The 19,518-nt window shown below is 69.6% G+C and carries 19 protein-coding genes, 4 tRNA genes and 1 pseudogene; 10 read left to right on the plus strand and 14 right to left on the minus strand.

From position 1 onward, the window contains the following. Positions 1 to 10: 10 nt before the first annotated feature. Complete coding sequence (lpdA, locus tag IO39_RS13690; RefSeq protein ID WP_043621514.1) at positions 11 to 1,390, plus strand: dihydrolipoyl dehydrogenase; 1,380 nt, start codon at positions 11 to 13, stop codon at positions 1,388 to 1,390. 138 nt (positions 1,391 to 1,528) lie between these two features. Here the strand turns inward: lpdA and IO39_RS13695 are convergent, their stop codons facing one another. After that, positions 1,529 to 2,218 (minus strand): methyltransferase, encoded by a 690-nt coding sequence (locus IO39_RS13695; RefSeq protein WP_211267002.1) that lies wholly within the window; start codon positions 2,216 to 2,218, stop codon positions 1,529 to 1,531. 112 nt (positions 2,219 to 2,330) lie between these two features. Between IO39_RS13695 and IO39_RS13700 the strand changes: the two genes are divergently transcribed. The 3 genes from IO39_RS13700 to IO39_RS13710 all read left to right on the plus strand — a co-directional run bounded on the left by IO39_RS13700 (position 2,331) and on the right by IO39_RS13710 (position 4,476). Then, the gene (locus IO39_RS13700; RefSeq protein WP_043621517.1) at positions 2,331 to 2,885 is read left to right on the plus strand and encodes a 3'-5' exonuclease; all 555 of its coding nucleotides are present in this window, start codon (positions 2,331 to 2,333) and stop codon (positions 2,883 to 2,885) included. 200 nt (positions 2,886 to 3,085) lie between these two features. Further along, a complete protein-coding gene (locus IO39_RS13705) occupies positions 3,086 to 3,580 on the plus strand; it encodes a hypothetical protein (protein ID WP_245641956.1) in 495 nt (164 codons plus the stop codon). 122 nt (positions 3,581 to 3,702) lie between these two features. Then, positions 3,703 to 4,476 carry a hypothetical protein gene (locus tag IO39_RS13710; RefSeq protein WP_157548291.1) on the plus strand — a complete coding sequence of 258 codons (774 nt, stop codon included), beginning with the start codon at positions 3,703 to 3,705 and terminating at the stop codon, positions 4,474 to 4,476. Between the two features lie 12 nt (positions 4,477 to 4,488). On the opposite strand, the gene IO39_RS13715 is transcribed toward IO39_RS13710, so the two are convergent. Beyond that, positions 4,489 to 5,067: a class I SAM-dependent methyltransferase gene (locus IO39_RS13715; protein WP_043621523.1), complete on the minus strand. Its 579-nt coding sequence runs from the start codon at positions 5,065 to 5,067 to the stop codon at positions 4,489 to 4,491. A 168-nt stretch (positions 5,068 to 5,235) separates the two neighbouring features. Beyond that, positions 5,236 to 5,937: an HAD family hydrolase gene (locus tag IO39_RS50590; RefSeq protein ID WP_052422849.1), complete on the minus strand. Its 702-nt coding sequence runs from the start codon at positions 5,935 to 5,937 to the stop codon at positions 5,236 to 5,238. Positions 5,938 to 6,071: 134 nt separating this feature from the next. Between IO39_RS50590 and IO39_RS13725 the strand changes: the two genes are divergently transcribed. Further along, a complete protein-coding gene (locus tag IO39_RS13725) occupies positions 6,072 to 8,126 on the plus strand; it encodes a cellulose binding domain-containing protein (protein ID WP_043621525.1) in 2,055 nt (684 codons plus the stop codon). A 51-nt stretch (positions 8,127 to 8,177) separates the two neighbouring features. On the opposite strand, the gene IO39_RS13730 is transcribed toward IO39_RS13725, so the two are convergent. Genes IO39_RS13730 through IO39_RS13745 form a run of 4 tightly spaced genes read right to left on the minus strand, consistent with a single transcriptional unit; the run spans position 8,178 to position 11,119 of the window. After that, complete coding sequence (locus tag IO39_RS13730; protein WP_084772812.1) at positions 8,178 to 9,047, minus strand: radical SAM protein; 870 nt, start codon at positions 9,045 to 9,047, stop codon at positions 8,178 to 8,180. Next, positions 9,017 to 9,937, minus strand: coding sequence for a nucleotidyltransferase domain-containing protein (locus tag IO39_RS13735; protein ID WP_043621533.1), 921 nt, complete (start codon positions 9,935 to 9,937; stop codon positions 9,017 to 9,019). The genes IO39_RS13730 and IO39_RS13735 overlap by 31 nt, the downstream gene beginning before the upstream one ends. Positions 9,938 to 9,945: 8 nt before the next feature. Next, the gene (locus IO39_RS13740; RefSeq protein ID WP_052422850.1) at positions 9,946 to 10,425 is read right to left on the minus strand and encodes a nucleoside deaminase; all 480 of its coding nucleotides are present in this window, start codon (positions 10,423 to 10,425) and stop codon (positions 9,946 to 9,948) included. Next, positions 10,418 to 11,119 carry a hypothetical protein gene (locus tag IO39_RS13745; RefSeq protein WP_157548293.1) on the minus strand — a complete coding sequence of 234 codons (702 nt, stop codon included), beginning with the start codon at positions 11,117 to 11,119 and terminating at the stop codon, positions 10,418 to 10,420. The genes IO39_RS13740 and IO39_RS13745 overlap by 8 nt, the downstream gene beginning before the upstream one ends. Positions 11,120 to 11,564: 445 nt before the next feature. Here IO39_RS13745 and IO39_RS13750 point away from each other — a divergent pair, with 445 nt between their 5' ends. Continuing rightward, positions 11,565 to 12,173 (plus strand): DUF6461 domain-containing protein, encoded by a 609-nt coding sequence (locus tag IO39_RS13750; protein WP_043621541.1) that lies wholly within the window; start codon positions 11,565 to 11,567, stop codon positions 12,171 to 12,173. 274 nt (positions 12,174 to 12,447) lie between these two features. Here the strand turns inward: IO39_RS13750 and IO39_RS13755 are convergent. The 4 genes from IO39_RS13755 to IO39_RS13770 form a co-directional block, all read right to left on the minus strand. Further along, a tRNA-Phe gene (locus IO39_RS13755) sits at positions 12,448 to 12,524 on the minus strand. Positions 12,525 to 12,529: 5 nt separating this feature from the next. Then, positions 12,530 to 12,604 (minus strand) — tRNA-Asp (locus tag IO39_RS13760). Positions 12,605 to 12,701: 97 nt separating this feature from the next. Continuing rightward, positions 12,702 to 12,774, minus strand: a tRNA-Glu gene (locus IO39_RS13765). After that, on the minus strand, positions 12,775 to 14,283 hold the full coding sequence (locus IO39_RS13770; RefSeq protein WP_342671416.1) for a metallophosphoesterase family protein: 1,509 nt from the start codon (positions 14,281 to 14,283) through the stop codon (positions 12,775 to 12,777). It abuts the tRNA gene before it with no gap. 81 nt (positions 14,284 to 14,364) lie between these two features. Here IO39_RS13770 and IO39_RS13775 point away from each other — a divergent pair, with 81 nt between their 5' ends. Together IO39_RS13775 and IO39_RS13780 are read left to right on the plus strand one after the other, a co-directional pair. After that, positions 14,365 to 14,715: a metallopeptidase family protein gene (locus tag IO39_RS13775; protein ID WP_439331474.1), complete on the plus strand. Its 351-nt coding sequence runs from the start codon at positions 14,365 to 14,367 to the stop codon at positions 14,713 to 14,715. Between the two features lie 224 nt (positions 14,716 to 14,939). After that, positions 14,940 to 16,109 (plus strand): MFS transporter, encoded by a 1,170-nt coding sequence (locus tag IO39_RS13780; RefSeq protein ID WP_245641957.1) that lies wholly within the window; start codon positions 14,940 to 14,942, stop codon positions 16,107 to 16,109. Here the strand turns inward: IO39_RS13780 and IO39_RS13785 are convergent, their stop codons facing one another. Beyond that, entirely contained in the window at positions 16,110 to 16,400 is a 291-nt protein-coding gene (locus IO39_RS13785; protein ID WP_052422853.1) for a PspC domain-containing protein, read from the minus strand. Between the two features lie 95 nt (positions 16,401 to 16,495). Here IO39_RS13785 and IO39_RS13790 point away from each other — a divergent pair, with 95 nt between their 5' ends. Further along, positions 16,496 to 17,650, plus strand: coding sequence for an acyl-CoA dehydrogenase family protein (locus IO39_RS13790; protein ID WP_052422854.1), 1,155 nt, complete (start codon positions 16,496 to 16,498; stop codon positions 17,648 to 17,650). A 49-nt stretch (positions 17,651 to 17,699) separates the two neighbouring features. After that, positions 17,700 to 17,775: transfer RNA gene (locus IO39_RS13795), tRNA-Lys, on the plus strand. Positions 17,776 to 18,377: 602 nt separating this feature from the next. Here IO39_RS13795 and IO39_RS59640 read toward each other — a convergent pair. Both IO39_RS59640 and IO39_RS57665 read right to left on the minus strand, forming a co-directional pair. Further along, positions 18,378 to 18,500: pseudogene (locus IO39_RS59640) on the minus strand (hypothetical protein); the annotation flags it as partial. Continuing rightward, entirely contained in the window at positions 18,466 to 19,164 is a 699-nt protein-coding gene (locus IO39_RS57665; RefSeq protein WP_043621550.1) for a hypothetical protein, read from the minus strand. The gene IO39_RS57665 and the pseudogene IO39_RS59640, both read right to left, overlap by 35 nt. Positions 19,165 to 19,518 lie beyond the last annotated feature (354 nt).

The following is a 19,518-nucleotide window of genomic DNA, read 5'->3' on the forward strand; positions in this document are numbered from 1 at the left end:
GGTCCGAGTCATGAGCACTGACTATGACGTCGTCGTTCTCGGCGCGGGTCCGGGAGGATACACGGCCGCGGTCCGCGCCGCCCAGCTCGGGCTGCGCACCGCGGTCGTCGAGGAGAAATACTGGGGAGGCGTCTGCCTGAACGTGGGCTGCATCCCGTCCAAGGCGTTGCTGCGCAACGCCGAGCTCGCCCACATCTTCCACAACGAGGCCAAGACCTTCGGCATCAGCGGCGAGGTCACCTTCGACTACGGCGCGGCCTTCCAGCGCAGCCGCAAGGTGGCGGACGGGCGCGTCAAGGGCGTTCACTACCTGATGAAGAAGAACGCCATCAAGGAATACGACGGGCGCGGCACCTTCCTCGACGCCAACACGTTGCAGGTCAACGGTGAGACGATCACGTTCTCCCACTGCATCATCGCGGCCGGGGCCACCACCAGGCTGATCCCCGGCACGCAGCTCTCCGAGCGCGTGGTGACGTACGAGGAGCAGATCCTCACCGAGGAGCTGCCGAGCAGCATCATCATCGCGGGCGCCGGGGCGATCGGCGTCGAGTTCGCGTACGTGCTGCACAACTACGGCGTCAAGGTGACGATCGTCGAGTTCCTCGACCGGATCGTGCCGCTGGAGGACGAAGAGGTCTCCGCCGAGCTGGCCAAGCGTTACAAGCGCCTCGGCATCGAGGTGATGACCTCGACCCGCGTGGACGGCATCGAGGACACCGGCTCCTCCGTCAAGGTCACCGTCACGCGCGGCGACCAGACGCAGGTGCTGGAGGCCGACAAGGTGCTGCAGGCCATCGGGTTCCAGCCGCGTGTCGACGGCTACGGCCTGGAGAAGACCGGCGTGGCGCTGACCGAGCGGGGCGCGATCGCGGTGGACGGGCGGGGCCGCACGAACGTCCCGCACATCTACGCCATCGGCGACGTCACGGCCAAGCTGATGCTGGCCCACGCGGCCGAGTCCATGGGCATCATCGCCGCCGAGACGATCGCGGGCGCGGAGACCATGGAGCTCGACTTCGTGATGATCCCGCGCGCGACCTACTGCCAGCCGCAGGTGGCCAGCTTCGGCTACACCGAGGCGCAGGCCCGCGACCTGGGCTATGACGTGAAGGTGGCGAAGTTCCCGTTCACGGCCAACGGCAAGGCGCACGGGCTGGGCGACACGGCCGGCTTCGTCAAGATCATCAGCGACAACACGCACGGCGAGCTGCTCGGGGCGCACCTGATCGGGCCCGAGGTCACCGAGCTGCTGCCCGAGCTGACGCTGGCCCAGCAGTGGGACCTGACCGTGCACGAGGTCGCCCGCAACGTGCATGCGCACCCGACGCTCGGGGAGGCCGTCAAGGAGGCCGTCCACGGGCTCGCCGGGCACATGATCAACATGTGACCCCGCGCATGGTGCTGATCGGTACGGCCGCGCCGTACCGATCACCTTGTGCCGCCCGCACGGGTGGTTCCGCGGGAGATCGTCCAGGAGGTCAGCCGGATCGGCGAGCATCCGGCTCACCACCGGCGCCCACCCTCATCAGGTACGTGTGGTATTCGACCCGCCAGCCGTCCCTGACCAGCTCCCGTCGCGCCACGATCTCGGCCAGGAAACCGGCCTCGCGCGCGCCAGCTCCCGCAGATACTCCAGGTCGCCCGAGGTGCCGAAGAAGACGAGCAGCCGGCCGCCCGACGCGAGATGCCGCCGCACCCCGTGGAAGAACGCGGTCAGCGCCCGGTAGTTCGCGTCGGTGATGGCGGCCTCGGTCAGGTCGCGCGGCGCGAACCAGCGGAACGGCGGGTCGAAGACGATCAGGTCGAACTCGCCCTCGACCGCGCTGAAGACATCGCTCTCGCGCACGTCGATGGTGACGCCGTTCCGTTCGGCGTTGCGTCGCGCCGCCGCGACGGCCGCCGGGTTGACGTCCACGGCCAGCACGTACGCGGCCGTCGCGGCGGCCAGGACGGCGTTGACCCCGCTGCCCGTGCCCATGTCGAGCACCCGGTCGCCGGGCCGCACCTCGGCCAGCACCGCCTCGCCGAGCAGGTGGGACATGCCGGTGATGGGCTGCACGCCGGGCGGCACCAGCAGGGTCCGGCCCAGGTAGGAGAAGCTCCGCTCCCGCGCGCCCTCTTCCCGGAGGGCCTGGTAGGCGTGCTCGTGCCAGCGCCGAATGCGGGCGGCGTCCTCGGGCCGGACCCGGGGAGTGTAGGCGATCTTCTCTTCCATGAGGCCACTCTTCATTCCGCCGCCCCGGAATGGCCATCGCGTTTCACCGGTCCGGGCGGGCCGGCCGTCGATGCCGGGCCCACGAAGCCCGGGTGCGGCTATCCTTGCCGCCGTGTCCGAACTTCCGGAGCTGTACGTCGCCGTCGACGTCGAGGCCGACGGCCCGATCCCCGGCCCGTACAGCATGATCTCGCTGGGCATGGCGGTGGCGGGGCGGGAGCACCTGCGGTTCTACACCGAGCTGCGCCCGATCTCCGACGAGTTCGTGCCCGAGGCGCTGGCCGTCTCCGGGCTCGACCGCGACCGGCTGCTGCGTGAGGCGCCGCCGCCGGAGGTGGCGATGGCGGCGGCGGCCCGCTGGGTGAACGGGCTGCGCAAGGCCGGCCGGCCGGTGTTCCTGGCCGCGCCCGCCGTGTGGGACGGGATGTTCGTGCACTGGTACTTCCTGCGGTTCACCGGCAGGAGCCCGTTCGGGCCGACCGGTTCCGGGGTGGACCTGAGGAGCTACTGGATGGGGCTGACCGGCTGCGAGTGGTCCCAGACGCACAAGGGGAAGATCAAGCGGCGGCTCGGCCTGGAGGGGCTGCCGCACACGCATCACGCGGGCGAGGACGCGGCCGAGCTGGCGCAGGTGTTCGACGCCGCGCTGCGGCGGGACCGCACCTGAGTTCTCGCCGTTCCCGAGACCGTTCCCGAGACCGTTCCCGAGACCGTTCCCGAGACGCGGCCACGCCTCGGTTCCGAGGTGGGAGACCACACCTCACTTCTCACCATTTCTTCAGAATCCGCTGAGGTTCCTCTGAGGATGCGCGGAGACGTTTGAGGCGACGTGGAAACGAGACCTCGCATCGGACGGTGGTCAGGTACATGACCTCAACTCCCCCTCAGACGACCGCGCGACCGGTGCACCGGCTCGCCTCGGCGGGCCCGGCGGCGCTGCGGCTGGGCATCCTGGCGCTGGTCGGGATCGGCATCGTGGGCGCCGGGCTGGAGCTCGCCTTCGAGCGCCACTGGAACAGTCCGGTGCAGCTCATCCCCTGGCTGGCCCTGGGCCTGCTCGCGGTCGCGCTGGTGCTGCTGCTCCTGGGCGACTCCGGGCGCCTGCTCACGTCGGTACGCGTGATCGCGGTGATCGTGCTGCTCGCCTCGGCGTACGGCGTGTTCGTGCACGTGTCGGTCAACCGCGGCATGGGCGCGATGGCCCCCGACTGGGACTCGCTCTCGCCGCTGACCCAGTGGTGGTACGCGCTGACGAAGTCGGTCGGCGCCGCCCCGCCGCTCGCGCCCGGCATGCTGGCGCAGAGCTCCCTGCTTCTGCTGCTGGCCAGCGTGGCTCCGAGGCGTTCGGTGAACGGCGGCTGAATAACTGCGCACCGAATCGGAACCTTCCCTGCATTCTTCGCGTCACATCAGGGCAAAGCACTGTGACAGATGAAGCTGGTGAGGTCCCTGTGGCATCACGCCGCACAGTCATCGCAGCGGCCGTGATGGCGGCCACCGCGCTCAGCGTCGACGGGGCGGCGGCCACGGTCGCGCCGCTCCAAGGCCCGGCGGCCCGTACGGTGACGCTCGCGTCCCCTGACCGCCCCGCGTCTCCCTCGCAGACCCCGCCCACCACCAAGGTCAGCGTGGCGGCCGACGACCCGGTCTGCGCGCGCCTCAAGGGCGTGGAGGCGTGCGTGGGCCCCGACGGCAGCGACCGCCCGGGCATCACCGTCGAGGACACGGCCGACGACCACATGCATCCCGCGGTCGAGTACTACCTGAACGGCTACCTCGGCACCAAGTACGTCATCCACAACCTGGGCCGCTCCGGCGAGGTGCGCGGCAGCCGGGAGATCGGCAAGGTCGTGACCTTCCGCGCCGCCCTCTACCGGGGCGACCGGCGGGTCAGGTACGGCCGCTGGAAGACCGTACGCAATGTCGCCAAATATCCCATCAAGCGCGACACCCGCACCACCCCCGTCGCCGCCCGCGCCAAGTCCAAGACCTGCACCACGACGAAGGGCGCCGCCACCGTCTGCTTCGCCGAGCGCAAGACGTTCGTGTACGCCTGCGACACCGGCGCCGACAAGTACCAGGCCCGCGCCGAGTACTTCGTGGCCGGCGACCCCACCACCCGCTACGAGATCCACCAGCTCGCCGGCGTCGGCACCTGCGGCAAGGCCGAGCACGGCGAGCTGTCGATCAGCATGTACCGTGCCTCGGTGTTCGACCACAACCGCCGCAAGGCCACGCGGCTCTACAAGTACAACTAGATCACGCGAGGGTCAGCCCTGGCGGTAGGCGAGCAGATACCGCCAGAAGAGCAGCCGGCGGATCGTCGCGCCGGGCAGCAGGACGGCGGCCTCCCGCCTGATCTGCGCCAGCGACATCTCGGGCCGTCTGACCGGGGCCGGGCTGGGCGGGCCGCCCCGTCCGGCCATCGCGAGCCTAGCCGCCGCGTTGACGGGGACGGCCGCCAGGCTCCAGGCGAGGTCCGCGCGGCCGGCCTCGGCGTAGCAGCCGAGGATGGCCAGCACGCCGCCCGGGGCCAGCGCGTCGCGCAGCCTGGCGACGGTGCCGAACGGCACGTGGTGGATGCTGGCCAGGCAGGAGATGTAGTCGTAGCGGCCCGCGGGCAACTCCATCTCGGTGATGTCGGCGTGGTGGTAGCGCACGCCGAGGGCCGGGGGCGCGCTCTCGATCACCTCCGCGGCCGGGTCCACCGCGTCCACCAGGAGGCCGCGCCCGGCCAGCCGGCGCGCGAACCGCCCGGTGCCGCAGCCCACGTCCAGCGCCGTCCTGGCGCCGTCCGGCACCAGGCGCAGGAGCTTGCCGTGGTAGTGGTCGTTGTGATCGAAAGTCACCGTCTCGCCTCCCTCGCTAAGGGGACGATAGCCATCGAAGCCCCCACAGTTCCCGAAAACGCCCCGATCGCCGCGCGCCGGCTCAGGCCCGCAGGCCGGAGAGATCAAGCCGCAAGCCGGCGGGTTCAGGCCCGCAGGCCGGAGAGATCGAGCCACAGGCCGACGGGTTCAGGCTCGGAGGCGGCCGGGCAGGTCGAACACCGAGTCCAGCCGCCGCTCCTCCGGCACCGCCGGCTCGCGCCGGTGCGGGTCGATGAGGAAGGCCGTCATGCCGTGCCGCTCGGGGCCCGCGAAGTCCGGCCCGTACGTGTCCCCCACGAACACCGCGTCCGAGGCGGAGATCCCCAGCACGTCGAGCGCCCGGTCGTAGATCGCGGGATGCGGCTTGCGCCAGCCGACCTCGACCGAGGTCACGACCGCGTCGAACGCCTCCAGCAGCCCCATGGCCGCCAGGTGGCCGGGCACGAGCGTGGCCAGGTGCGTGTTGCTCACCACGGCCAGCCGGTGGCCGGCCGACAGCTCGGCGACGAGCCCGGCCAGGCCCGGCAGGTAGTGCACGCCGGCGTTCCACTCCCCCACGTACACGGTGACGAACTCCTCGACCTCGGCCGGGTCCGGCGCGCGCCCGAGCACCTCGCCGAGGAACGCCGTGCCGGCCTCGGCCATCGAGAACTCGTGGTCGTCCAGGTCGCTGAGCCGGTCGAACTCCGCCGCCGTACGCGTCCAGCAGTCCAGGAAGCCCTCGTACGAGACGGTCGCGCCGAGGCGGCGCAGCAGGGCGTGGGTGGCGTCGTAGCCCTGCTCGGTACGGCTGGGCGAGTAGACGACGAGGGTGCCGAAGAAGTCGAAGAGGATGTGGGTGCCGCGCATGGAGCCATCCTGCCGATCTTCTGAAAGTTTCAGCGGCGATTGACGGAAATCCGACCACCCCTCATGATCATCATGCTTCCTGGTCAGGAGGAGGCGTCGTGGGCCATACCCGCCATTGAGCACGAGGTGCGCCGATGCCGAAAGTCCCCTTGCGTGCCGCGTTGGCCGTGCTGCTGACGCTGACCGCACTCAACGCCCCCACCGCGTACGCGGACGACACCCCCGCGGACGACACCGGCTCCGTGGCGGTGACCGTCAACGCCCGCGCCGCCCTCGCCACCGTCCCGGAGACGGGTCTCGGCACCAACCACGCCATCTGGGACGCCAACCTGGGCACGAACGAGACCGCCGACCTGCTCAAGGCCGCGGGCATGAAGCTGCTGCGCTACCCCGGCGGCTCCTACTCCGACATCTACCACTGGGCCGACCACACCGCCCCCGGCGGCTACGTGGCGCCCGGCACCGACTTCGACACGTTCATGAGCGGCGTGCGCCGCACCGGCGCGCAGGCCATGGTGACCGCCAACTACGGCACCGGCACCGCCGAGGAGGCCGCCGCCTGGGTGCGCCACGCGAACGTCGAGAAGGGGTACGGCATCAAGCACTGGGAGATCGGCAACGAGAACTACGGCAACGGCCACTACGGCGCCGCCTGGGAGGCCGACAACCACGCCGACAAGAGCCCGAACGAGTACGCCCGCCACGTCGTGGCCTACGCCGACGCGATGAAGGCCGTCGACCCCACCATCAAGATCGGCGCGGTGCTGACCACCCCGGCGAACTGGCCCGACGCCATCACGGCCGAGGGCGACAGCGGAAGCTGGAACGAGGTCGTGCTGTCCACCGCCGGTCCGAAGATCGACTTCGTGATCCTGCACTGGTACCCCGGCGCCCTGGACAAGACGGTCCACGTCCCCGACATGATCCAGCTCACCCGCGAGCAGATCGCCAGGCACGCCGGGCCGGGCTCGGAGCGCATCGGCATCGCGATGACGGAGTTCAACACGGGGTCGAACAGCAACGGCACCAACACCCAGCCGGGCGCCCTGGCCGCCGCCGACGCGTACGCCACCCTGCTGGCCCACGGGGTCTTCACCGTGGACTGGTGGAACGTCCACAACGGCATCGGCACCGTCACCGAGGTCGCGGGCCACACCGACTACGGCGACTTCGGCCTGCTGTCGAGCGGGGCGTGCACCTCCGACGGCAGCGTGTGCGAGCCCGCGCTCAACACCCCCTTCGCCCCCTACTACGCGCTGCAGATGATGAGCCGGTTCGCCCGCCCCGGTGACCGGTTCGTCCGGGCCGCCACCGACCGGCCCGAAGTCGTCGCGCACGCGGCCCGCCGCCCCGACGGGGACCTGGCCGTCCTGCTGATCAACACCTCGTCCGGCACGTCGTACCCCGTGAAGCTGGGCTACTCCGGCTTCAGCCCGGCGGCGGGCGCGCCCACCGTGCTGACCCACACGAACGGCGCCACCGCCATCACCACGTCGAGCTCCGGCTCCGCGACCGCCCAGACTCTGCCGCCCCTCTCCCTGACCACGCTCGTCCTGCGTCCCCGCGCCCTCCAGAGCGGCGGCCCCGGCGTGCCCGGCGGGCCGCGGGCCACGGACGTGACGGACCGCACCGCCGTGATCTCCTGGCCGGCCGCCGCACCCGGCACCCGCCCGATCGCCAAGTACGAGGTGTACCGCCAGAACGGCGCGATCAGCGAGCAGCTCGGCGAGACCACCGGCACCACCTTCACGGTGCGCAACCTCAAGCCCGGCACCCGCTACACCGTCAACGTGATCGCCAGGGACGCCGGCGGCGCGCAGTCGGAGCCCTCGCCGCCCCTGACCTTCACCACCGGCGCCCCCGCGACCAGCTCCTGCAGCGTCAAGCCGGCCATCCAGACCGACTGGGCCAGCGGCTACGTCGGCTCCCTCACCCTCACCAACCACGGCGCGCCGATCAGCGGCTGGACGCTGAGCTTCGCCTGGCCGAGGCCGTGGCAGAGCCTGGGCAGCGGCTGGAGCGGCGTCTGGACGCAGGAGGGCTCGCAGGTCAAGGTGGTCAACGAGGCGGGCAACGGCACGCTCGCGACGGGCGCCTCGACCACGATCGGCTACGTCGGCAACTACGGCGGCCCGAACGTGCTCCCCTCGGTCTACACCCTGAACGGCACGATCTGCTCCGCGGGCTGACCCCGCCCCGCGCACGTCCGGGGCGGCTCGGACCCCGGGCCGCCCCCTGGATCAGGCCAGATCGATGATCGCGTCGGTGCCGTACCGCCGCGCCCAGATCGCCTCGAGCGCCGCGCCCGCCGAGTCGCGCGCCCCGGGCCCGACCTGGAGCACGTCATCCGTCACCCGCCCCATGACGAAGTCCGCTTCCAGCGTGCTCGAAGGGAGCGTGAACCGTCCCGCGTCGTCGAGCACGATGAACCAGTCCCGCCGGGAGTAGTCGTGCACCTTCATCCCGCCCGGCAGGCGACCGGCGTAGCCGGACAGCGCCTCTCTCAGCCGCGCGATGGCCGTCCGAGGGTCGTCGAGGGCGAACGTGCGGTCCACATGAGTGCGGCGGTTGTGGATGTACGTCTGGAACAGCACGTCGTTGAAGCCGTGCCCGGCGACGTCGTCCATGAACGGCCCGACCTCTGCCACGGACTCGGCGGAGAGCATGTAGTTGGCGCCCACCGTGACCTCGTGCCGGCCGATCAGCCGATCGGCCAGGGCCAGTTGCCGGTCGTAGTTGCCCGCTCCCATCAGCCGGTCGTGCACCGGCCGCGACCCGTAGAACGAGAGTTTCACGTGCTCGAACGAGGTGATCCAGGCGGGCACGCCGGTGGACAGCCGGTCGCCGTTCGTGGTGACGAGCTGCAGGATGCCCAGCGAACGGACGTGCTCGACGAGGCGCGGCAGAAGCGGGTATTCGAAGGGCTCGCCCCCGGAATAGGAGATCTTCGCCACCTTCAGCGCCAGCAGCCGATCCGCCATGGCGAACGGATCGTGCGCCGGGTGCCGGACGTGCGGGCCGCTGACCGACAAACAGAACGGGCACGCCCGGTTGCAATTGCGGGAAAGGCGCCAGCAGATTATCCGATGCGTGCTGAAGTGGCGTGCCATGGTCCCTGCGCATCCAAAGAGAGCTTCGAGGTCCAAGGGCTCAGCCAGACGTCAGCAGGACCGTACGCCAGGACATCTCGCAGCGTCACCCTCGATCCGGCCATCCGTTCGAGTCCGCATAATATCCACGAGACGTGATGAACGTTCACTGTCCGGGCGGTCGAGGTACGTATACATACCTTTCTCGGCATGCGGAAACTCGATCCGGCGCTGGGCTGCACGACGCCCGCGCAATCCACCAGAGAAAGCCGGCCGGGGAGCACGTCCGGAATGGCCGGTCCGCCCGTTCCGGTGAGGAAGAAATCCACCACGCGCCCGGCGACGCGTAATGCGCACCAGCTTTTCCCGAGAATCCGCAGCACGTCGTCCCGGCGGGCCGAGCCGGCGGTGTTCGACTCGTAGGAGGCGGCGATGCTGGAGAATTCGCGCGGGCCCAGAAAGGCGCAGGACTGCCCCAGACAGCTGCCCAGGAGCTCGGCGAGGTCGCCCTCGTGATCGACGACGAAGTCCCAGTCGGAGCCGTACGACCGCAGTCCGAGCAGGCGCGACCCGTACAGGTAGACGCGGGCCCCCCGGGACAGCAGCGCCGACAGCAGGCCGCGCAGGACCGCGGGATGGTCGCGGACGGAGGAGCCGGCCGCACCCACCGGGCGGGCCCGGCACGGAGTCAGCAGCTTGACCTCCTTCGCCCCGGCCAGCGCGCAGTCCCGGTCGAGCAGCGGATGCCTGCGCCCGGGCAGGGCGGCCGCCATCCGGGGTGTCAGCTTCGTCCACCCGCCGGCGGAGCAGCGGTAGACGGGGCGGAAGGCCACGTCGCCGCTCTCGGTATAGGCCCGGAACACGCCCAGGACGCCGTTGGAGGTCAGGACGTAGTCGTAGGGCTCGTACATGGGACGGGCTAGGACGAGACCAGCTTGAGGCACTCGGCGCGCATGAACTCCTCGTGCAGCCGGAGCAGCGGGGTGCCGTGGGTGATCACGTAGGACGACTTGATGTCGATCTGCCGCCAGGAGAAGCCGGGCCCGGCCCGGCGGGCGAAGTCGGCGGCGTCCTCCAGGGTCGCGCCGTACACGATGCCTTCCAGCTTGGCCCAGATGGCCGCCGACGTGCACATCGGGCACGGCTCCAGGGTGCTGTAGAGGAAGCAGCCGGGCAGGTATCTGCAGTTCGCACCGGCGCAGGCGCGGCGCAGGGCGAGGATCTCCGCGTGGGCGGTGGGGTCGGGCTGCGAGTGCAGCTCGGTGAAGGCGGAGCCGAGGACCTTCATCCCGCCGTCCACGACGATCGCGCCGATGCGGTAGTTGCCGGACGGCGCCGCCTGCCCGGCGACGGTGATGGCCTCGCCCATCGCCCGGGCGTTCGGATGCGTCTCACGCATGGCTGTTCGCCCTCATCTCCTCTTCCCGCTCCAGCGCCCTGAGTCGGACGATGACCTCCGCCACGCCGACGGCCAGACTCTGGAAGCTCCTGCGGCCGGCGGGGTCGGACAACACCCGTTTGTTGCCGAAGGCGCAGACGACCCCGGCCGGCGTGTCGTCGTCGCGGTGCATCGGGAGCGCCAGGACCCAGGTGATCTGCGGGTCCACCTTGTTCTTGATCCGCGGGTTGTACCGCTCGGGATGCGTCACCGGCAGCTCTTCGTACAGGATCTCGTCGTTGTTGTACGCCTCGCAGATGACCAGCTCGTCGGTGTCGGGGTAGGCCACGTCGAGGGAGTAGTTGAGCGGCAGGTCCTCGCACTCGTAGTAGACCGTCCGGTCTTTCCGCAGCACCCGCCTGTCGTCCAGCGTGTCGGCATAGAACAGGTGCACGTTGACGTTTCCCCGGCGCGGGCTGCGGCCCATCGTGTGCAGGAGCGAGGAGAGCACCTGCTGGTTGCTCTGCTTGAGCCGCCGCAGGGACTCCAGATGGGCGTTCCGTTCCGCGGCGGCGGCCGCGCGCTGCGTCAGGATGTCGTTCACGAGGTCGAAGATCAGCAAGGCAACCCCTATGGGCAGCAGGAGATTCCACCAGCCGAGCCGGCCGGGCACCGAAGCTAGTCTTTGCCCGTCGGAGACCGTGTTCGCGACCAAGTTGGCAAAGAACCCCAATGTGGTGGGCACGGATAGCTTTATCAGGATGCGCAATGCCACCGGTTTCGGTTTACCCTGCCGGCGCAACGACTCGCCTGGGGATTTCGATGCACACAATGTCCGGAACACCCCTTTCCGGCCACTCTCCCGCCGATCAGCCGACCGTCTCAGGCGTACAAAGAGATTGCATTTACTTTCATACCTACCACGTTTATCAACCCTCTACCAGGGGTAACGGCGCCTGGGTCAGGGTCTGGCCGGAACGTTTCCTACTCCTGCGCCGCGTGCACCAAAAGCACCTTCTGCCGCGCCCGAGCCGCAAGGCCCGATATATACCAGCCCGAAAACATGAATCCTTACCACCCACCGGAAGCCCGCCGGCGGAACGAATGAATCACCCCGTTGCCGAACGTGCTTTGTCGGGCTCAGCTGGCAGCATGTCGGCATGATCGCGACCGCCGCCGACTACGCCTGGTTCACCTACGGCCGCTTCACCTATGACGAGTACACCGACCTACGGGCGGCGTACTGTTTCACCCTCGTCCGCGGGCTGACCCCCGAGCAGGTTCTGACCCGGGTGGGGGCGCGGGCCGGAGACTTTCCGCTCATGGGGCTCAAGGAGCTGATCAGAATGGGCTTCTCCGACCTCGACCGACCCGGCTCCCGGTACGGCCACTTCTTCGGGGTCGTCACCGTCGGTGACTGGGCGTTCATCGTCGAACCGAACGGCTTCATGGGCGTGCTCCCGGAGATCGCCGGACGGCTGTCGGCGGGCACCCGGCTCGTCTCCCATAGCCTCAACGCCGACGGGACGATGGAGGACTTCCTCTTCATGGAAGACGGCCAGGAGCGGCTGTCCCTGGAGCCGGATTGTCCCGACCTCGTCGCCTACACCAGATGGGCCGAGGAACTCGACGAGATCACCAGGCAGGTCGGTTTCGACTCCGAGCGAACCAGCGAGTCGCTCTTCGCGATGGCCGAGCACCTGACCGGGGTCAGAGTGACGCCGGACCTACTGGAGCATTCGATCTACCAGTGCGGGATCGCACAGTGACCGGAGCTTCGGGCACGCCGGCACCCGTTCACTGGAGTGCATTCCAGGGGTCGTCCGGGCTTGGGTGATCGTCAGGGGCGGCGTAGCATCTGGGCGGCCAGTCCGGAGCTACAACCGCTCCGTCTTTCCGTGGGCCGTCGCCGAGAGCCCACGCGTGAGGGTCAGTGAAGCGAGGCTCTTTGGTGACAGCTCATCAACGGGCGAGCGAGGTGAAGGCAGAAACGAAAACGCCCCGGAGCGGTATTCGCTTCGGGGCATCTTGGCTGTTCAAAGCTGGTGGTCAGGGGCAGGGTCGAACTGCCGACCTTCCGCTTTTCAGGCGGACGCTCGTACCAACTGAGCTACCTGACCCAGAGCGGTCCTGACGGGACTTGAACCCGCGACCTCCACCTTGACAGGGTGGCGAGCACTCCAAACTGCTCTACAGGACCTTGCGTCTTGCGTTTCGTTCTGTTTGCGCTCGCTTAGCTTACCAGCTCTTCGGTGGTCTTCGACCAGCCGTTTTGCGGGTGCGCTAGGCGCTCGCGGTGCCCCCAACGGGATTCGAACCCGTGCCGCCGCCTTGAAAGGGCGGTGTCCTAGGCCGCTAGACGATGGGGGCTCAGGATTCCCTGTCGCCTTCCGTCGGGGACCTCTGAAGCATAGGGGACGATTGCCCTTGATGCCAAAGTGGCGGACCGGCGGCCGGCGAAGGTGGCGTGCCAGTGGCCGATCCCGTTGGCGACGGGGCGGTCGTTGGCTCCGGGGAAATCATACGTTGTGGGTCGGGCTCCACGTGACGCTGGATGTACACCGACTGCTCCCCGAGCCCTCCGAGCGTGATGTCGTCCCAGGCCTGAAGGCGCCTGGTCTCCTTGTCGAAGTACAGCACCGAGGCCTGCACGGGGGTCGGCTGGGCGTGTTCCAGCGCCCGCAGGCCGGCCCCGCCGGTGGAGCCCTGGATGAGGATGCGGGTGCCCGTGGGGAGCATGGTGGTCCTGCGCTCGTGGGTGTGACCGGCCAGGATCATGGAGGCCGCGCCGGAGAAGCCGCGCCCGACCTCGGCGTCGTGCACGGCGATCAGGTCCGGCCTGGCCGCGGCGGCCCGGTCGCGGTGGGCGCGGCCGAACTCGGCGAGGGCCGCGGGGTCGGCGTCCACGGACACGGACTTGTCCGGGGTGAAGCGGGGGTCGCCGAGGCCGTAGATGGTCAGCCCGGCGACCTCGCGCGTCTCGCCGTCCAGCACGATGGCGTTCTTCTGCCTGGCCACCGCCTTCTGGGTGGTCATCGAGTCGTGGTTGCCGCGGACGAACACGTACGGAACCTTCAGCGTCGAGATCTCCTCGACGAACTTGTTCTCCGCCTTGGTGCCGTGGTCGGAGATGTCGCCCGTGTCGATGACGAAGTCCACGGCGAACTGGTCCTTCAGGGAGCGGATGACGTTCCAGGCGATGGGGTTGAGGTGGATGTCGGAGATGTGAAGGACCCGGATGGTCTTGGGGTCGGCGTCGTACAGGGGCAGGGTCGAGACCGTGTCGTACAGCTTCGAGACGTTCGTGACGAGCTTGGTGAGCTGGGAGCGGTACGACTCGAAGCGCGTCACGATCGACTCGGCGCTGCCCACGAGCGACGGCGCGGCGGCCACCAGGCCCGAGTAGCGCGGCTCCACGAGCGAGCTGGGGCGGAAGGTGAGGGCCGCCAGGGCTCCGGTGGCGGCGAGGGCCACGGAGGCCGCCAGAAGGCCCATGAGGGCCGTTCTGGGGCGCCTGAAGACCATCAGGACGGCCACGAGGGCTCCCGCGCCCGCACAGAGCAGCGAGCGGATGACGAGGTCCCGCACGCCGTGCAGCAGGTCGTCCTCGATCAGGTCGGGCAGGCGGTCGGCCAGGCGCGGGTCCTCCAGGAGGGCCTTGGCACGTTCCTGGTCGATGTTCTCCAGCGTGATGCGCAGCCGCAGGGGCGCCGCGTGGGTCTGGAAGGTGAGGGTGCCGAGCGGGCTGGCGTCGACGACCGTCTCGCCGTCCCAGGCCGGGCGCAGCGACATGCCGGTCTCCACCGGGCCCACCTGGGTGCGTACGGTGCCGCTGAGGAAGATGCCCAGCCAGGCGCCCACCGCGGCCACGAGGAGCACGGCCGCGATCCGGGCGCCGCGCGATCGAAGGACTGCCTTTGACCTCTGCGCGAACTTCATACGGATTCTTGCTTACCTAGAATGGCGAGGGTGATCGAGGTTTCGCGGGAGAAGTTCGAGGAGCTCGTGTCCGAGGCGCTGGACACGATTCCGCCGGAGCTCACGCGCGCCATGAGCAACGTCGTCGTCACGGTCGTCGATGACCCGCCCGAGCCCCACCTGCTCGGCTTGTACACCGGTGTCCCCCTCACCGAACGCGGCGACTGGTACTCAGCAGTTCTGCCCGACCGGATCGAGATCTACCGCAATCCCATATGTGAAATTTGCGATAGCGAGGAACAGGTGATCGACGAGGTCCGCATCACGGTCGTCCATGAAGTCGGCCATCACTTCGGCATCGACGACGCGCGCCTTCACGAATTGGGCTGGTAACCCTTTGCTTTTGGTTGGCCGCTTTCGGTTGCGGCCCGTGCCGCCCATCGGGCACCTTAGGTCACATACCGAGCACCCTGAGTCAGGCACAGCGGAGTCCAGTGGGGGCCATGCGGGCACGACGGCCGCCGGGACGGCATCGCCGTGCCGGAGAAGCACGACAAGTCACCTATAGGGAAGTCATCGCCATCAGGGAGTTCCGTGCCCTGTGGTACGGCCAGGGCATGTCGCTCCTGGGCGACCAGCTCGCCCAGGTGGCGCTCGCCGTCCTCGTCTACGACCGCACCGGCTCGGCGCTGGCCACGGCGGCCGTCTACGCGCTGACCTACCTGCCCTCCATCATCGGCGGCCCGCTGCTGGCGGGGCTGGCCGACCGGTTCGCCCGCCGGGCCGTGATGCTCACCTGCGACCTGCTGCGCGCCGCGCTGGTCGGCGTGATGGCGGTGCCCGGCGTGCCGTTCTGGGCGCTGTGCGCGCTGGTGTTCCTCGTGGTGCTGCTCGGCGCCCCCTTCTCGGCCGCGCGGGCGGCCCTGCTGCCCGAGGTGCTCAAGGGCGACGCGTACGTCCTGGGCTCGGCCCTGCAGAACATGACGAACCAGGGCGTGCAGATGCTTGGTTTCGCCACCGGCGGAGCGCTGATCGCCACGATGGGCCCATACCGCGCGCTGGCCATCGACGCGGCCACGTTCCTGGCCTCCGCGCTGGTGCTGGTCACGGGCGTGAGCCGGCGACCGGCGGCGGCCCGCGACGACTCCAGGCCGTCGATGTGGGCGATGACCGCGAGCGGGGCCCGGCTCGTGTTCGGCTCGCGCAGGCTGCGCACGCTGGTGCTGTTCGCCTGGTTGTGCGGCTTCTACATCCTGCCCGAGGGCATCGCGGCGCCGTACGCGGCCAGGCTCGCCACCGACGCGCTGCCCGCCCCCGTCGTCACGGGGCTGCTGATGGCGGCGATGCCCGCGGGGACCGTCGTGGGGGCGTTCCTGTTCAGCCGGTTCGTCTCGCCGGAGCGGCGGCTGCGGCTGATGGGGTGGATGGCCATCCTGAGCTGCGCGCCCCTGATCGTGACCGCGATCCGGCCGCCCCTGGCCGTCGTGCTGGCCGCGTGGGTGCTGTCGGGGATCGGCGGGGCGTACCAGCTCGCCGCCAACGCCGCCTTCGTGCAGCACGTGCCCGCGGAACGCCGCGCCCAGGCGTTCGGGCTCGTGCAGTCGGGTCTGATGGCCGTACAGGGGGTGGGCATCCTGGTGGGCGGTTTCGCGGCGGAGAGACTCGGCCCCGAGCCGGTGGTCGCGCTGGCGGGGTTCGCCGGGGTGATCAGCGCGGCCGTCCTGGCCATGCTCTGGGCCGAGTCGCGCGACAAGCCCGCCCGGCTGGGCGCCCGGGCCACCGCCTGATCACGGCTGGGGCTTCTGCTCGCCGCTCCAGTCCGTCGTGGTCGTCCGGCGGCTCTGCTGCTTGCTTATGACGTCCTGGACGATGGAGGTCTCGTGCTCCTCGTCCGGCATGAGGAGCCAGCCGATCGCGTACAGCGCGACACCCGCCCCGCCGAACAGCGTCGCGATCGCGAGCCCGATCCTGACCAGGTTGGCGTCGATGCCGACGTACTGGCCGACACCGGAGCAGACGCCCGCGATGATCCGGCCCTTCTGGGTCCTGCGCAGCTTCTTGACGTTGTATTCGCTCATGCCTCAAGACTGCCCCTCGGCCCGGTGTTCGCACATCAGGATTGCCCCTGGTAGAACCCTGGTAGTCCCCGATGCCCGGACGAGAGGACCCCGAGATGGACGACCTGCTCCGACTCGACGACAAGCTCAACTCCGACCAGCGGCTCATCCGCGACACGGTCCGGTCCTTCGTCGCCGACCGCGTCCTGCCACACGTGGGTGACTGGTTCGAGGAGGCCGCCTTCCCGGCGCGCGAGCTCGCCCCCGCGCTCGGCTCGCTCGGCGTCCTGGGCATGCACCTCCAGGGGTACGGCTGCGCCGGCACCGACGCCGTCTCCTACGGGGTCGCCTGCCGCGAGCTGGAGGCCGGCGACTCGGGGCTGCGCTCCTTCGTGTCCGTGCAGGGGTCGCTGGCCATGTACCCGATCTGGCGCTACGGGTCTGAGGAGCAGAAGCAGGAGTGGCTGCCCCGGATGGCCGCCGGCGAGGCGATCGGCTGCTTCGGCCTGACCGAGCCCGACCACGGCTCCGACCCGGCCGGGATGCGCACGTACGCGAAGAAGGACGGCTCCGACTGGATCCTGAACGGCTCCAAGATGTGGATCACCAACGGCTCCGTCGCCGACGTGGCCGTGGTGTGGGCCCAGACCGACGACGGCATCCGCGGCTTCGTCGTCCCCACCTCCACCCCCGGCTTCTCCGCCCCCGAGATCCACAAGAAGCTGTCGCTCAGGGCCTCGGTCACCTCCTCCCTCTACTTCGACGACGTACGCCTGCCCGCCTCGGCCGTCCTGCCCGGCGTCACCGGCCTGCGCGGCCCGCTGTCCTGCCTCTCGGAGGCCCGCTTCGGCATCGTCTGGGGCGTCGTGGGCGCCGCCCGCGCCTGCCTGGAGGCGGCCGTCGACTACGCCAAGACCCGCGTCCAGTTCGACAAGCCGATCGGCGCCTTCCAGCTCACCCAGGAGAAGCTCGCCTGGATGTACGTCGGCACCGCCCAGGCCGGCCTCACCGCGCTCCACCTCGGCGAACTGAAGGACGCGGGGCGGCTGGAGCCCCGGCAGATCAGCTTCGGCAAGCTGGCCAACGTACGCGCCGCCCTCGACATCGCCCGCCAGGCCCGCAGCATTCTGGGCGGCAACGGGATCACCCTGGAGTACCCTGTGATCAGGCACATGAACAACCTGGAGAGCGTGCTGACCTACGAGGGCACCCAGGAAGTGCACACCCTGGTGCTGGGGGAGGCGCTGACGGGGCTGGCGGCTTACCGGTGATGGAGGCGTCGCGGGCAGGGCGGTAATCTCTGTACCCTTGCTCTTGCGAGGGGCGTTAGCTCAATTGGCAGAGCTGCGGACTTTTAATCCGTAGGTTCCGGGTTCGAGCCCCGGGCGCCCTACCACTCTTCACCCTTCTGGCCAGGGGCTTTATCTCTCCCCTGGAATCCGCAGGGTCGCCAGTGCCCTCTGGGGAGACCGAGGGGAGACCGCCAGTTTGGGAGGCCGCCCTCGGCACGATCGCGACGCTCGCCTCGGCGGCGGCGTAGGCGCCGGACAACATGGAGCCGAGTTGCCGCCCGCTGGTGTCCTTGCGGCGCAGCTCATCGAGGTCAGGTGGCGGCGCCTGCTTCTTGTTGGCCGCCTTGGTCATCTCGCGGATCTCCATCCGCGCCTCGTGGCCCTCCGGGCCGGCCTCGGGGATGTCGAGCAGCCGCAGAGCCTTCTCGTAGAAGGCGATCAGCTCCGTCTCCGTATAGACCCGCAGACGCCCTCTGATGGCGGCGCCAGACGTGTAGTCCTCCCCACGCGAACCCGATCGTCGCCGCGACCGAGAAGGGGATGTGCGGCCGAGCCTCGCGCCGGCAAGAACCGCGCCGGTCATGGTCGCCGGCTGGATCATCGCGCTGCCCAGCCGGGTCAAGGCGATGGTCGCGTCGACCAGCTCGCTGTTGCCGAACCTCGCCATGGTGAGGTCGGCGCCGGCCAGGCTGGCATCGGTCAGGTTGGCATCGGTCAGGTTGGTGCCGGAGAAGATAGCGCCGCGTGCGGAGGCTCGCGACAGATTGCGCCGGTGAGGATCATCTGGTCGAGGTTCAGCCCGCGCCGAAACGCTTCGCCCGTAGCGGATCGTCGAGAGCGGCGCTCTCCTGCCTCGCGGCGGCGACCTCTGCGAGGAGTTCCTCGTCGTCGGGATACACCTCCGCCATCGCCTCCACCATCGTGAGGCGCGTGTCCAGCAGCCTGCGTGCGTTGTCCCGGTCGCCGTCCCTCTCGGCCAGGCCGGCAAGGCGCCGGAAGGCCAGAGCAGCTTCCATGGCGGCTGCCGGGCTCCTGATCGCCTGGAAGAGCCGGCTACGGATCACCGAGCACTCGGACCAGGTCTGGTACTCCTTGGCCTTGTGTCCCGGCAGGTCGAGCGCGTGGTACAACTCGCCGAGGCGTTGCAGCGAGTCAGCGAGCCGCTGGTCGGCCTCCATAAAGGTGGGATGCTCGGCCGCGAGCTCGCGGTAGACGTCCACGGCGATCGTGAGCACGGCCTCGGCCGCCGCCACGTGACCGTCGGCGAACCGGGTCTGGCCGCAGATGTCGTGTGCGGCGCCGAGGCGGAACCCGGCCTCGTCGCGCTGCGGGTGCGTGGCGGCCAACTCCTTGACGGCGGGCAGCGATCGTTCGGCCACCTCTCGTGCGGCGCGCGGGAAGCCGTGCCGGAGCAACATGGCGGTCAGGTGCTCACGAAGGAGACTGTGGTGACGCGCAGGCACGTGCGGCGCGATCTCTCCCAGGAGCGCCATCCCCGCGTATCCCCGTTCACTGTCGTCCTCCAGCAGGCACAACGCATGCGACTGGGCCGCCGGGCAGCGCCACGGCCGCTTGCGCCGGGCTGATGAAGAACGAGCTCAAGAGCAGGAACGACAGGGGCAGGCGCAGTCGCACACGACCTCCGCAGATGGGGGTTTCCGAGACGGCCACCGGTGTACCGGCCAGGTTCCGGCGTTCTCCGGAACCGGCCTTCAGTATGCCTGAAGGTGGGATCGGTGATCGCGGCGGGGTGCCCGTGCTCTCTCTCCGGAGCACGGCACCGCAGGAGGCTCAGCCGGTCGTGACGACCTGGGCGTCGAAGAGCTGCCGAACGTGAAGCCGAGCAG

The sequence above is a fragment of the Nonomuraea candida genome (assembly GCF_000725485.1).
GTDB classification, from domain to species: Bacteria; Actinomycetota; Actinomycetes; order Streptosporangiales; family Streptosporangiaceae; genus Nonomuraea; species Nonomuraea candida.